11 protein-coding genes and 3 tRNA genes are annotated in these 14,090 nt (G+C 60.7%); 10 read left to right on the top strand and 4 right to left on the bottom strand.

Going from position 1 to position 14,090, the window contains the following annotated elements; translation table 11 throughout:
- Positions 1-26 precede the first annotated feature (26 nt).
- Positions 27-473 carry a holo-ACP synthase gene (gene acpS / locus P3T24_RS34045; protein WP_074263850.1) on the top strand — a complete coding sequence of 149 codons (447 nt, stop codon included), beginning with the start codon at positions 27-29 and terminating at the stop codon, positions 471-473.
- 72 nt (positions 474-545) lie between these two features.
- Positions 546-1,574, top strand: a complete 1,029-nt coding sequence (nagZ, locus tag P3T24_RS34040) for a beta-N-acetylhexosaminidase (protein ID WP_429441159.1) — start codon at positions 546-548, stop codon at positions 1,572-1,574.
- Positions 1,575-1,710: 136 nt separating this feature from the next.
- On the opposite strand, the gene P3T24_RS34035 is transcribed toward nagZ, so the two are convergent.
- The 4 genes from P3T24_RS34035 to earP all read right to left on the bottom strand — a co-directional run bounded on the left by P3T24_RS34035 (position 1,711) and on the right by earP (position 5,569).
- Positions 1,711-3,093 carry a sigma-54-dependent transcriptional regulator gene (locus tag P3T24_RS34035; RefSeq protein ID WP_429441156.1) on the bottom strand — a complete coding sequence of 461 codons (1,383 nt, stop codon included), beginning with the start codon at positions 3,091-3,093 and terminating at the stop codon, positions 1,711-1,713.
- Positions 3,094-3,211: 118 nt separating this feature from the next.
- Positions 3,212-3,415, bottom strand: a complete 204-nt coding sequence (locus P3T24_RS34030) for a CsbD family protein (RefSeq protein WP_074263853.1) — start codon at positions 3,413-3,415, stop codon at positions 3,212-3,214.
- A 288-nt stretch (positions 3,416-3,703) separates the two neighbouring features.
- Positions 3,704-4,261, bottom strand: coding sequence for an elongation factor P (efp, locus tag P3T24_RS34025; protein ID WP_074263854.1), 558 nt, complete (start codon positions 4,259-4,261; stop codon positions 3,704-3,706).
- A gap of 141 nt (positions 4,262-4,402) precedes the next feature.
- Complete coding sequence (gene earP, locus P3T24_RS34020) at positions 4,403-5,569, bottom strand: elongation factor P maturation arginine rhamnosyltransferase EarP (RefSeq protein WP_429441222.1); 1,167 nt, start codon at positions 5,567-5,569, stop codon at positions 4,403-4,405.
- 1,184 nt (positions 5,570-6,753) lie between these two features.
- On the opposite strand from earP, the gene ltrA reads away from it, so the two are divergent.
- The 8 genes from ltrA to P3T24_RS33980 all read left to right on the top strand — a co-directional run bounded on the left by ltrA (position 6,754) and on the right by P3T24_RS33980 (position 14,051).
- The gene (ltrA, locus tag P3T24_RS34015) at positions 6,754-8,454 is read left to right on the top strand and encodes a group II intron reverse transcriptase/maturase (protein WP_074263856.1); all 1,701 of its coding nucleotides are present in this window, start codon (positions 6,754-6,756) and stop codon (positions 8,452-8,454) included.
- A gap of 172 nt (positions 8,455-8,626) precedes the next feature.
- Complete coding sequence (gene uvrC, locus P3T24_RS34010) at positions 8,627-10,933, top strand: excinuclease ABC subunit UvrC (protein WP_429441154.1); 2,307 nt, start codon at positions 8,627-8,629, stop codon at positions 10,931-10,933.
- Positions 10,934-11,121: 188 nt separating this feature from the next.
- Positions 11,122-11,715, top strand: a complete 594-nt coding sequence (gene pgsA / locus P3T24_RS34005) for a CDP-diacylglycerol--glycerol-3-phosphate 3-phosphatidyltransferase (RefSeq protein ID WP_074263858.1) — start codon at positions 11,122-11,124, stop codon at positions 11,713-11,715.
- 162 nt (positions 11,716-11,877) lie between these two features.
- Positions 11,878-11,953, top strand: a tRNA-Gly gene (locus P3T24_RS34000).
- A gap of 85 nt (positions 11,954-12,038) precedes the next feature.
- Positions 12,039-12,114 (top strand) — tRNA-Gly (locus P3T24_RS33995).
- Positions 12,115-12,228: 114 nt separating this feature from the next.
- Positions 12,229-12,302: transfer RNA gene (locus P3T24_RS33990), tRNA-Cys, on the top strand.
- A 304-nt stretch (positions 12,303-12,606) separates the two neighbouring features.
- Entirely contained in the window at positions 12,607-13,356 is a 750-nt protein-coding gene (locus P3T24_RS33985) for a TraB/GumN family protein (RefSeq protein WP_429441152.1), read from the top strand.
- A gap of 200 nt (positions 13,357-13,556) precedes the next feature.
- On the top strand, positions 13,557-14,051 hold the full coding sequence (locus P3T24_RS33980) for a GNAT family N-acetyltransferase (RefSeq protein WP_429441149.1): 495 nt from the start codon (positions 13,557-13,559) through the stop codon (positions 14,049-14,051).
- Positions 14,052-14,090 lie beyond the last annotated feature (39 nt).

Genomic DNA, 14,090 nt, shown 5'->3' with positions numbered 1-14,090 from the left:
CCTAAGCAACGAGGACCTCTCCACGCATGGCAATCTACGGCATCGGCACCGACATCGTTCAGGTCAGTCGCGTGGCGGCAGTCATGACCCGAACCAACGGGCGCTTCGCGGAGAAGGTGCTCGGCGCCGACGAATTGCGCATCTATCACGCGCGCCATGCCCGCTCGGCGGTGCGCGGGCTCGCGTTCCTCGCCACCCGTTTTTCGGCCAAGGAAGCTTTCTCGAAAGCGATCGGCCTTGGCATGCGCTGGCCGATGACCTGGCGCGCGCTGCAGACTCTCAACGAGCCGAGTGGCAAGCCGATGGTCGTCGCTTCGGGCGAACTGGCTGAATGGCTCGAAGCACGCGGCATCACAGCGCGTGTGACGATCAGCGACGAGCACGACTATGCAGTCTCCTTCGTGATTGCGGAGACGGCGGATCCAGCTGGATCCGCAGCGTCCACTCCGTCTGTCGATCCAGTCACCCCCTGATTTCGCCCGGCGCGGCGTCGGCAAGCCGCGTCTTCTTTCCCTGCGTTTTATTTTGTCTTTTTGCGGAATCCGATGAAAACCAATCCAGGCCCGGTGATGCTCGACGTGGTCGGCAAAACGCTGACCGACGACGACAAGCGCCGCCTCGCGCATCCGATGACCGGCGGCGTGATCCTGTTCGCGCGCCACTACGAGAACCGCGCACAACTGGTTGCGCTGACCGATGCGATCCGCGCCGTACGTGACGATCTGTTGATCGCCGTCGATCACGAAGGCGGCCGTGTGCAGCGTTTCCGCACCGATGGCTTTACCGTGTTGCCGGCGATGGGCAAGCTCGGCGCGCTGTGGGACTCGGACGTTCTGCACGCCACCAAGATCACCACCGCGGTGGGCTACATCCTCGCCGCCGAATTGCGCGCGTGCGGCGTCGACATGAGTTTTACGCCCGTCCTCGATCTGAATTACGGCCAGTCGCAGGTGATCGGCGATCGCGCGTTCCATCGCGATCCGCGCGTGGTGGCGTTGCTCGCGAAGAGTCTCAATCATGGCCTCGCGCTGGCCGGCATGGCGAACTGCGGCAAGCATTTCCCCGGACACGGATTTGCTCACGCGGACTCCCATGTCGCGGTGCCGGTGGACGACCGTCCGCTCGACGCGATTCTGCGTGACGACGTTGCGCCGTACGACTGGCTGGGGTTGTCGCTAGCGTCGGTGATCCCGGCGCACGTGATTTATCCGCAGGTGGATGTGAAGCCGGCAGGCTTTTCGCGGGTCTGGCTACAGGACGTGTTACGTAACAAGCTGCGTTTTTCGGGCGCAATTTTCAGCGACGATCTCTCGATGGAGGCCGCGCGCCAGGGCGGCACGCTCACCGAAGCCGCGACCGCTGCATTGCAGGCGGGATGCGACATGGTGTTGATCTGCAATCAGCCCGAGGAAGCGGAGAAGGTGCTCGACGCGCTGCGCTTCACGCCGTCGAAGGAATCGCAGGCGCGCCTGGCCCGGATGCGTCCGCGCGGCAAGGCGCTCAAGTGGAGCAAGCTGGTTGCCGAGCCGGGGTATCTGCAGGCGCAGAGCTTGTTGCGCAGCGCGTTTGCCTGAGCGCGTGGTGTGGCGGGCATTACGCCAGACCGCAAAATTCCGCGAGGCCAAACAGCCGCGCTAAAGAACTAAAAAGGCGGCGCAACTTGAACTGCGCCGCCTTTTTGCCAACTGTGTGTCACGCGCTCGTGGCAGATCAGTTCAGACGCATCCGCTGCAGCTTGTTGTACAGCGTCTTCGGGCTAATGCCCAGCAGCGACGCAGCGCGATGCCGCGTGCCGCCGACCGCGTCGAGCGTCGCGCGAATCAGCATCTCCTCCACGTCCGCGAGCGGTGTACCGACGGTCACCTGCACCCGGCTGCCATTAAGATCACGCACGCCACCCGAACCGGTCTCATCGGCGCGCAGCGTTTCGAGCACGTCGCCCGACGCTTGATACGCGCGCCTGACACGATCCTGCAGTTCACGTACATTCCCCGGCCATTCATAGGCCAGACACTCGCGCAGGAAGTTCGGTCCGATCTGCTTGGTCGCATCGGCAGAGCCATGGGAAGCGGCCTCGCGATTGAGCTCATCGACCAGCGATTGCGCGATCAGCGCAGCGTCGTCACCGCGCTCGCGCAGCGGCGGCAAGGTGACCGCGGCCGCGTCGAGACGCAGCGCGAGATCGCTATGCAGGCTGCCGTCGGCGACAGCTGCGCGCGGCGACTTGCGGGTCGAGGCGACCAGCCGGAAATCGGTGACCACCTGATGCGTGCCGCCAACCCGCATAAAGGTCTGCGAATCGAGCGCACGCAACAGCGCCTCCTGTTGAGGACGCGGCAATTCGGCGATCTCGTCGATAAACAACGTACCGCCACTGGCCTGTTCGAACAGGCCCTGCTCGCGCTGCTCGGCACCACTGAACGCGCCGCGTTCGTGACCGAACAGCAGGCTGTCCAGCGAACGGCTCGCCGCGTGGTTCGCCGCCGCGCGGCAATCGAACATGACGAACGGCCCTTTGCGACGCCGGCTCATCTCATGCAGCGTGCGTGCGGTGACTTCCTTGCCCGTGCCCGCCTCGCCGGAGATCAGAACGGCAGCCTCGGTCGGCGCGGTGTGTTCGATCATGTCGTACACGTGCTGGATGGCTCCGCTTCTGCCGAGCATGGGGCCGAAGCGTCCGAGTTGGCGCAGCGTGGCGCGTAAGGTTTGCACTTCCTCGGTCAGTTCGTACGGGCGCGGAATACGCGCCAGCAGACTGCGCAGGCGCGGAATGTTGACGGGTTTGAGCAGGTAATCCCAGATGCCGTGCCGCAGGCCTTCAATCGCGCTTTCGACGGTGGCGTTGCCGGTCATCACGATGACAGGCAGTGCACCTCCAGGCGGTTGCGCGGGCAGATGCTGCAGCAGGTCAAGTCCGCTGCCATCGGGCAGATTCAGGTCGACCAGCACGACGTCCGGTATGAAGCGCGTCAGCGCAGCCCGCGCTTCGGCGAGCGTCGTCGCGGTGTCGACGGAGAAGCCGTCGGCGGCGAGGATCGCTGACAGGCCTGACAGGCTATTGGGATCATCTTCTACAATCAGGGCATGTGGCATGGCTAGCGCTAATTTTTAGATGGTTGGAAGCCCGCGCCGCGCCGCCGGTATTCCGGTGGCGGGCGGGGGTGCGATGGGGTCGTCCGCTGTTCCTCTCGGAATACAGCGCCACGCATGATCAGTCCCGGTTGGCATCGAAAAAGCGGTTTACTTCGCGCACTGCTTCTTCACGCGTTTTGCCGTAGCGCTCCTGAATCAGTCCGGCGAGTTTGTCGGCGCGGCCTTCGGCCTTGGTCAACTCGTCGTCCGTCAGTTCGCCCCACGCAGTCTTCGCTTTGCCGATGATTTGCTTCCATTTGCCTTCAGCGATGTCGTTGTTCATGACGCGTCTCCACATAGTGAGAAAAAAGAAAAGCCGCTTGGGCCTGTCCTTCTCGAAGCAGGGAGCGTGCCATCCACAACTACTTAAGCTTATCAATGGTTTGTCGCACGGGATGCGTTCTGCGATGCAATCGGCTTGGCAAAATCGAAAACCGCACCGGTAAAGTTTTCCTCAACCATACACGGTCACGCAAAAAAGAAAAAGCGCCCAGGAGGGCGCTTTTTTAATTCGACCCGGATCCCGCAACGTTGCGGGACGGGCCTGGCAGGATCCGATGCCTGGTGGAGCTTAGGCGCGGCTGCGGTATTCGTGGGTACGCGTGTCGATTTCGATCTTGTCGCCAATGTTGCAGAAAAGCGGCACTTGCAGTTCGAAGCCCGTGTTCAGCTTGGCGTTCTTCAGCACTTTGCCCGACGACGTATCGCCCTTCACAGCCGGTTCCGTGTAGATGATTTCGCGGATCAGCGTGGTGGGCAATTCCACCGAGATGGCCTTCTCGTTGTAGAACACGACTTCGCAACCCATGCCGTCTTCGAGGTAATGCAGGGCGTCGCCCATCATTTCGGCCTCGACTTCGAACTGGTTGTAGTCGGCGTCCATGAACACGTACATCGGGTCAGCGAAGTACGAGTAAGTCACTTCCTTGCGGTCCAACAGGACGACGTCGAACTTGTCGTCGGCCTTGTAGACGGTTTCCATGCCTGCGCCGGTCAGCAGGTTCTTGAACTTCATCTTGACGACGGCGGAGTTACGGCCCGATTTGTTGTATTCGGCTTTTTGCACGACCATCGCGTCGCTGCCGATCATCACGACGTTGCCGGTGCGGAGTTCCTGTGCGGTCTTCATAAAACTGTCCTGTACGAAATAAGTAGCTTCAAACTGTGCTCAACGGCATACGGCGCAAGCGGGCTCGGCGCTGATCACACCCCGGCGCCTGGGTGCGCCGCCATCGTGCCGCGCTTGCGTCGTCGGCCGTTGGATAACCGCTTATTTTAACTGACTTTTTGTGAATCCGGCCAGATTTCCGGCGAGGTCGCCGAGTGCCGCCAGTTCCAGCGCCCATTCGGCCGCGCGCCGCTCCAGAGTCGCGCGGTGGCGCTGGAAATCCGCCCAGTCAGGATTGCCGACGCCGTTCCATGCGTGCCAGAAGCGCGCTAGCGCCGCGTGGGCCTCGGCGGGCATTGGGCCGGCATAGTGGGCGAGAGCAGCGTCGAGCTTCGGCAGGTGAGCGGCGTCGGCTTGCGGGTAGATATGCCAGACGAACGGTCGCGCCGCCCATTGGGCGCGCACAAACGAGTCTTCGCCGCGTACGAAGTTGAGGTGGCTGGCCCATAGCAGCGCGTCGTAGGCCGGCTGCTCGGTGAAGGCCAGCGCGTGGGCGCGCAGGCTGCCGCGCTCGACGTGCGAACCCGCGGCGAACGACGTCGGTGGCAGACCGAAAAAGCGTGCGGCGGCACCCGAAATTCGGCCCTCCGGCACCAGCAGCACGATGGGCGTGGGGTTGTCACGCCATTGATCGAGCAGGCTGTCGACGGCCGGATTCTCGTACGAAAACAGTGAGATGACCGTGCTGTCTGGCCCGGGTGCGGGTTGGCCGGTTGTCTGGCGCCACCATGCGTCGCGCGTCTGAGGCGATGCTTCGAAGGCTGCGCGGGCGGCATCCAGATGGCGCTCCTTCAGCACGCCGCCGGTGCCGGCGCCGAGTCCCGGGAAAAAGAACGTCTTGGTGAGAGGGTAGCGCGGATGCGGCGATTGGCGCAGATGAAAGTCCGCGACCCAGTCCTCGGCGCTCAGGTATTCCAGATTCAGCCACACGGGCGCGCTCTCGCGGCGGGCCATCGCGGCCACGTAGACGTGCGGTACTTCGCAGCCAAACGCTTCGATGACGACGTCCGCCACTTCCAGCGTGTCGCCCACGTGAGCCGGTTCGTGCCAGTGCTCGACGACGATGCCGCTCACCGTCTGGCGGCTGCGATCGACGTCGAGCGCGGGGCAGAGCTTCTGGAACGCGTGGAGGTCGTCGACGAAAACGCGCACCTGCCAGCCGTGCTCGCTCGAAAGTTGGCGTGCCAAACGCCAACACACGCCGATATCGCCGAAGTTGTCGATCACGGCGCAAAAGATATCGCAGGCGATGCCGGCGTTTGCGGGCATCGGCGTCGGCGCAGACGCCGACTCCGTGGCTTGCGGGAGCGGCGTGGACGAGGCGGGCGGGCGGCGGGAGGGCATGATGGCCGGCATCCGGGTCTCGGACGCGTGCGGAATGTTCTAAACTGGCGATTCTAGTGCGACACGACATCCTTCGTGTAGAGGGCGCCGAAGCTCTTAAAAGCGGCATTACCTAGGTATGGCAAGGCTTTCGCGTAATACTACCTGAGGAATTTTCTCAGGTACAACGGCGGAAATCGCTTGCAAGCAGCTCTTGTTGGACCACTGTTTTGCGCCGCCAGGAGCTGGATTAACTCAGAAAGCGTTGTATCTTAGCGACACTTCGAAAGGACTGTTGTTACGGTAAATTACAGCGCTTAGAACGAAAATAGTGCGTGTCCGCTCCCATCCTCGCGATGGTCGCTTGGTCACGTGCATAAATCTGAACCTAGAGCCCCACGACGGGATAAAAGCTCTGTATGTCATTGTTCAACTGCGGTGTTTCAGCAGTAGCGAACCGTTTGTACGACCAAGCGTAGCCTAGGAAGACATGCGTCACTGGTAACGGTGGGGTGTGAAGCTTTTCCGACAATGTAGCCTCCGGAAGGTTTTCGGCAGTTAGGTGTTGCGAAACACTTGGCTGGAAGATCGTCAGCAGCGACGGTCCAGGAGCTAGGCTGGCCGATATGGTCAATGTAAGTGAACCGCTGATAAACCTCGTTACCAGTGTGGAGCCAAATGCTGCTCGGGCTCTAGTCAAACGGCGCGTGGCCAGGTTAGTCCACTTAGAATTTGGACTACGTCGTTGAAGTGCCACCGGGGGATAGGCGGGACCTAAGTCGGTCGTGTGACAGGCAGGGAACGTGGTAAGCCCATATCGTCGCCAATCGAAGCTGATCGGCAAGGTGGATCGCGAGATCCATTGATGGCGGTGCGGGTATGGGAGGACGGAAAAAGCGAATGGCAGCCTGTAATCGGTTGCATAGGGGTTGGAACATTACCCCACGCGAAAGCGGGCAGACTTTCGTCTGGTCTACCGTCGCAAGACGGCTGACAGACCCTTGAAACTTGGTGATCCAGACGACCTCGTCGAGATCAATTGAAATTCTCCCTAGCGGGTGCGTATTTTCCCCGCTTGGGGAAGATGCGTCTCCTGTCCGGGATTTTTCTTGCCCAATAAGGAGAGCAGCATGGAAGAATCCGTCCGAAAGGGCGGATCTGCGCTTTCCCACGCGCCGGACCACTGGCACGCCGTAGATTGGCGTCGGGTTGAACGGAACGTGAGGGGAATGCAGATTCGAATTGCGAAGGCGACGCAGGAAGGCAACTGGCGTCGGGTGAAAGCCCTACAACGGATGCTGACCCGCACGTTGTCCGCGAAGCTTTATGCGGTACGACGTGTTACGCAAAATACAGGCGCGAGAACAGCTGGAGTTGATCTCGAACTGTGGGTGACGCCTGAAAGTCGACTGGCAGCAGTCGACGGGTTGAAGCGGCGCGGATATCGCCCTCTGCCATTACGGAGAGTCTATATCCCGAAGGCCAATGGGAAGGAGCGCCCTCTGGGTATTCCAACTATGCGAGACAGGGCGATGCAGGCCCTGTATCTACTGGCTCTCGAGCCGGTGGCTGAAACGACGGGCGATCTGAATTCGTACGGATTCAGAAGAAATCGCGCGACGGTTGACGCCATGTCCCAGCTGTTCCAATGCCTCAGGCGGGAAGAGTCGTCCGCATGGGTGTTGGAGGCGGACATTAAGGGATGCTTTGACCACATTAGCCATGACTGGTTGGAAACCAATGTCGCAATGGACAGCGAGATCCTACGGAAGTGGCTGAAATCCGGTCTGCTTTATCGGGGCCGGTATCAGGCGACAGAAGCCGGAACGCCACAAGGGGGGATCATTTCCCCGACGCTGGCGAACATTGCGCTGGACGGGTTGGAACGGGACCTTACGAAGCACCTCGGTGCCAAGTTTGGAATCGGGAAGGCGTCGAAACTAAAAATCCATGTGGTGCGGTATGCGGATGACTTCGTGATTACGGGTATCTCGAAAGAGATCTTGGAACAAGAGGTCCGGCCCTGGGTGGAAGCATTCCTCGCAATTCGAGGTTTGCAACTGTCTGAGGAAAAGACGCGCATCGTATGCATTGACGATGGTTTCGATTTCCTAGGGTGGAATTTCCGGAAATATTCGGGAAAACTTCTCATCAAACCGAGCAAGAAAAACGTGAACACGTTTTACCGCAAGGTGGCGGAAACGATCAGCGCGAACAAGACGATCAAGCAGGCGGATCTGATCCGCAAGCTGAATCCGATGCTGCGCGGTTGGGCACAGTATCACCAACCCGCGGTCGCCAAGCACGCGTTCATACGCATGGAGCATCTGGTTTTTCAGAGACTCTGGCGATGGGCCAAGAGGCGGCATCCGGACAAGAATACCGAATGGGTCAAACGAAAGTATTTTCGCTCGGTCGGTGGTCGAAGCTGGGTGTTTGCCACATCTGCAGTACGACAAGACGGTAGCACCGCGATGCTGGAGCTCTATCACATCCGTGGTACCGAGATCCGGCGACACAAGAAGGTGAGAGGGGAGTTCAACCCCTTTGATCCGGCCTTGGAGCAATACAGTGAGGAGCTGCGACAGAAGCGGATGGAGCGATCCAGAGGTTATCTGAAACAGTGGTACAAACTGTACACGTCGCAGAACGGCAATTGTGCGCACTGCGGCCATGCTCTCGAGTTTGATACGGGTTGGCACGACCATCATCTGGTGTACAGGGTGCATGGTGGTTCCAATGCCTTGTCAAATCGCGTGTTACTTCATCCTGATTGTCACCGGCAAGTGCACGTTGGTAGCATTGCGGTAACTAAGCCGGTCCTGTCGTAATCTTGACGGGACTTCGAAAAGGAAACTTTTAATGTAGGCTTGAGCCGTATGCGGGGAAACTCGCACGTACGGTTCTTAGGGGGCCCTTCTTCCGCAAGGAAGAGGGGCTACCCTCCAAGCACTCACCCCAATCTCCGCGTGAACCCTGACGCGGTGCTCAGTCCGATTCTGCATGACCTATTCAGACGTTCCCGAAGCGCCAGACACTCCTGAAGCTCCCGAGACATTCGAGCCGAAGAAGGTGCTCGCGCAGCTACCGCATCTGCCTGGCGTCTATCGCTATTACGACGCGCATGACGCTGTGCTGTACGTGGGCAAGGCGCGCGACCTGAAAAAGCGCGTCTCGAGCTATTTCACGAAGACGTTGCTGTCGCCACGCATCGCAATGATGGTGACGCGGATTGCCCGCATCGAAACCACGGTCACGCGTTCCGAGGCCGAGGCGCTACTGCTCGAAAACAACCTGATCAAGGCCCTCACGCCGCGCTACAACATCCTGTTTCGCGACGACAAGTCGTACCCGTATCTGAAGCTGACCGGGCACAAGTTTCCGCGCATGGCGTACTACCGGGGTTCGGTGGACCGCAAGAACCAGTATTTCGGACCGTTCCCGAGCGCGTGGGCGGTGCGCGAGAGCATCCAGATCCTGCAGCGCGTGTTCCAGTTGCGCACCTGCGAAGACTCGGTGTTCAACAACCGCACGCGGCCTTGCCTGCTGCATCAGATCGGGCGTTGCACGGCGCCGTGCGTGGGCGCGATCAACGAGGAAGACTACGCACGCGATGTCGCCAATGCCTCGCGCTTCCTGCTCGGGCGGCAGAGCGAAGTGATGAAGGAGCTCGAAGAGAAGATGCATGCGTTCGCCGGCGAGTTGAAGTTCGAGCAGGCCGCGGCGGTGCGCAACCAGATGAGCTCGCTTTCGACCGTGCTGCACCAGCAGGCGATTGAAGTGGGCAGCGATAGCGACGTCGATATTCTCGCCGTCGTCGCCCTGGGTGGCCGTGTGTGCGTGAACCTTGCGATGGTGCGCGGTGGACGTCATCTGGGAGACAAGGCGTATTTCCCGGCGCATGTGGAAAGCGCGTTGACCATTGATGAAGGCGGTCTCGAAGACGAAGATGCCGATGCGCAAGGTGTATTGAAGGCGGCGGTGGCGCAGGGCCTGCGGGTAGCGGAGGAGGCCGCGTTGGCGAGCGTAGTGGCGAAGCGCAGAGCGGATGCCGCGGACGTTGACGACGACACGATTGATGCTCTGGCGATAGCGCGTGATTTGCCTGCTGAAACCGATGAGTCCGATGAAACCGCCACGACCGAGGACGAAATCGCCGACGCGGACGACGAAGCCGGCGAGCTCGTCGATGACGAACCCCTGGACACCGACAACGAACCTGCCGCGACACCCTCCAGCAAGCGCTCGCGCAGTCTCGCGACGGGCATCGAATCCGAAGTGCTCGAAGCTTTCATCGCCCAGCACTACCTGGGCAACCGCGTGCCGCCGGTGCTCGTGGTCAGTCACGCGCCGTCGAATCGAGAACTGGTCGATCTGCTGATCGAGCAGGCGGGCCACAAGGTCACGGTGCTGCGCCAGCCTCAGGGACAAAAGCGCGCGTGGCTCGCGATGGCCGAACAGAACGCGCGGCTCGCGCTGGCGCGGCTGTTGTCCGAGCAAGGCTCGCAGCAATCGCGTACACGCACGCTCGCCGATACGCTGAGTCTCGAATGCGACGACCTCGCGCATCTGCGGATCGAATGCTTCGACATCAGCCACACGATGGGCGAGGCCACTCAGGCGTCGTGCGTGGTGTATCACCATCACAAGATGCAGTCGTCGGAGTACCGGCGTTACAACATCACCGGCATTACGCCCGGCGACGACTATGCCGCCATGCGCCAGGTACTCACGCGTCGTTACGAAAGAATGGTGGCGCAAGCCGCCGCGAACGCCGCGGATGAAGCGCTCGAGCGGCCCGCAGCAGACCCCGCAGCCGATCCCGCCCTCGCGACCGATGCCGTCGAACCGGCCGCTGGCGGCACGTTGCCGAACATCGTATTGATCGACGGCGGTAAGGGCCAGGTGGAGATTGCGCGCCAGGTGTTCACCGAACTGGGTCTCGATTGCGGGATGCTGGTCGGCGTCGCGAAGGGCGAGGGACGCAAGGTCGGCCTCGAAACGCTGGTTTTCGCGGACGGCCGCGCGCCGCTCGAACTCGGCAAGGAAAGCGCGGCCCTGATGCTGGTCGCGCAGATCCGCGATGAGGCGCACCGCTTCGCTATTACCGGCATGCGTGCGAAGCGTGCCAAAACGCGGCAAACCTCGCGCCTCGAGGAACTCGAAGGCATCGGCGCGAAACGTCGTCAGCGCTTGCTGGCGCGCTTCGGCGGCTTGCGCGGGGTGGTGGCGGCGAGCATCGACGATCTAGCGAGTGTCGAGGGGATTTCACGCTCGCTCGCCGAGCAGATTTATCGGCAATTGCACTGATTGCGCGAAATGCGGCGCGACCCCTGGTGGGCGCGCGGCATCCGCGCAGCGTCTCATAGGCCAGTTTGACCGATGTTTGTGTGCCGTTTGCGGCCGGTTTGCCGTGTGTTTGCCGCCTGTTTGCTTGTGGCAGGCCTGATGACACGGCACAATTGCAACTCCTCTCTTGTCAGACCCTGCGCCTGCCCATGCCGTTTAATTTCCCGATTTTCCTGACGTGGCTGCGGATTGTTCTGATTCCGCTTGTCGTCGGCGTGTTTTATCTGCCAGACATGATGATGAGCCCCGCCCACCGCAATCTGGCGGCCGCGACGGTTTTCATCCTGGCGGCGCTGACAGACTGGTTCGACGGTTACCTTGCTCGCAAGTGGAATCAGACCTCGGCATTCGGCGCGTTCCTCGATCCGGTGGCGGACAAGCTGATGGTGACCGCCGCGCTGCTCGTGCTGGTGCAACTGGCGCGGCTCGACTCAGCTATCGCGCTGGTGATCGTCGGTCGCGAGATTGCCATCTCGGCGCTACGCGAATGGATGGCGCAAATCGGCGCCTCGAAGAGCGTCGCAGTGAATTCGCTCGGCAAGTTCAAGACTACCTGCCAGATGATCGCGATTCCCATGCTGCTGTTCTATGGCCCGCTGCCGCTTGCACCCGGTTTCGCGATCGACACGCGCGTGTGGGGCATGTGGCTCGTCTTGCTGGCGGCGTTCCTGACCATATGGTCGATGCTTTACTACATGAAGCTCGCGTGGCCGCAGATTCGTGAACGGGGCGGGATCGTGTGAGCGAAAACTGTTCGGAAGAACACCCGCGTCAAAGGGGTTGACACGTTTCAGCGCTTTATACATAATCTCGTTTCTCCGATGCACGCAGGTTTGAGTCGGAGTGCAGTAGTTAGCAAATAAGTTGTAATTGAGTGGCAAATACGCAGTAGATAGCAGCAAAACGCGGGAGTAGCTCAGTTGGTAGAGCGCAACCTTGCCAAGGTTGAGGTCGCGAGTTCGAGACTCGTCTCCCGCTCCAGATTTTTGAAGCAGCGTTTTGTGTGATGCCTTGGCATAGGGCATCAGGTAGTGACGCAGTAGCAGAACGTTGTTAGCAGCACCATGCGGGAGTAGCTCAGTTGGTAGAGCGCAACCTTGCCAAGGTTGAGGTCGCGAGTTCGAGACTCGTCTCCCGCTCCAGACATTCGGGGAAGCAACGCTTCCCTTTTTGTTTGGTGGACCGACCGGCCATCGAACAAATCTGCGAATCCGTTGTACGTGCAACTTGTTGCGACGGTTCAGCAGTCCGCTTACGGCGCGATAGCAAAGCGGTTATGCAGCGGCCTGCAAAGCCGTTTAGGCCGGTTCGACTCCGGCTCGCGCCTCCAGAAGTTAAAAAGAAAAGCCCCGACTTGTCGGGGCTTTTCTTTTTTCTGCGTCGATTTTTGCGTCTGTTTCGATCATCCAGACATGCTTCTCTAACGTGGTGGAGGGCTGTCTGTAGTTGATCAAGAAGGAAAGCGTAGAGCGACAGGCATATCGGCTCATTGGCAGTCGCGCGAATTCTCGCCCGTAACTATTTGAGAGATCGTTCGCATAACGAAAGAGATACCCACCGAAGACATCGCCCGCTCTCTCCGGCTGTGAAATACTATCGTTCAATTCTCGAACCTACGGCGTCGATCTCGATCCATGTACTTTCAGCTCACCGGTACCCATGTGCGGTTGCTCGGCTCGATGCATCTGTTTTCCGCTTCCAGTCCGCGAACGCCCGCTTGGGTCGTGCAGGCGTTCGATTGGGCGGAAGCGCTGGTTTTTGAGTCCGATGCGCAGGCCATCTTGCCGTTCCTCAAGCGAGAGGGCGGGCAGTCGCTTGAGCACGCGTTGCCGCCGGAGGTCTGGCGCAGACTGGACGCATCGTGGCCGTCCGCTGGTGTGCTCGCGCCGCTCGGCGAGTTGCGTCCTTGGGCCGCGATGATGGCGGCCCCTACGCTGTGCCAGCGGGTGGTAGAAGGTGTCGAGCCAAGGATGCTCAGGGAAGCCGCAACGCAAGCGAAGCCGTACTCGTATCTGGAAACCGCCGAGGAGGTGGTGGCTTCGCTCGAATCGATTCCGTTGTCGGCGATCTGCACCGGGCTCGAATCGCTGCTCGCGGATCTGGCTGAACCTCAGCGCACGCTCGAGCGCATGCAGGCCGCGTGGCTGCAGGGTGATCTCCAGGCGATCTACGATGTGGCGGCCGAATCGCCGATATTCAGCTTGCCCGGGATTCGCAGCGCGATCCTCGACGCGCGCAATTGCGCGTGGGCGCCGCGCGTGCGGGAAACCTTGGATACGCCGAAACGCACGCTCGTGGTGGTTGGCGCGCTTCATCTGTGCGGGCCAGGCAACCTGATCGAACGACTGCAATATCCCGTCGAGCAGATTCCCTTCAGCGACTGACCGACCGGCGGCGAAGGGTCGGCGTCGCGACGTAGCGCGATGCTTAGAACGTGGCATACGTTCAGCGCAAGTTTTTTGGCAAATGAGCCGCGATTGGCGGTTGGCAATTGCGGTTGATAACGTGGCAATAAGCGCTGTATTCGCGGCATAATTCCGCATCCACCCGCCCACAAGGGCGTAGCCCTTTTGACGTGTTTCCCATGAACGAGCCGCAGCATCCCACAGCCAAGCCGCATCCGGGTTTCGAATGGCGCTGGAAATATTTCGACGACCTGACCACCGCCGAGGTCTACGCGATGCTGGCCGCGCGCAGCGAGGTATTCGTGATCGAGCAGAATTGCCTGTACGGCGATATCGACGGCCTCGACATGCAGGCATGGCATCTGTTTGCGTTGGGTTCTCACGAAGGCCGGCCAAAGCTGGCGGGCTACCTGCGCGTATTGCTACCTGACGACAGCGATGCCGACATCCGCATAGGCCGCGTGCTGACCACTGCGAATTTTCGCGGCATGGGGCTTGGTAACCAGCTGCTCGAGCGCGCGGTCGGGCACATCGCCAAACAATGGCCCGGCGTGCCGATGCGCCTGCATGCTCAGGCACACCTGCAAGCGTTCTATGGCGCGTTCGGTTTCAAGCCGGTCTCGGACGTACACGAGGAAGACGGCATCCCGCACGTCTGGATGCGCTCGGCCTGAGCCGTCTCGCGCGGTCGCATTGCACGCCGCGCTTTCCCC

Source organism: Paraburkholderia sp. GAS33, from assembly GCF_050436645.1.
Classification (GTDB): Bacteria; Pseudomonadota; Gammaproteobacteria; order Burkholderiales; family Burkholderiaceae; genus Paraburkholderia; species Paraburkholderia phenazinium_B.
This window is presented reverse-complemented; position numbering and strand designations above follow the sequence as displayed.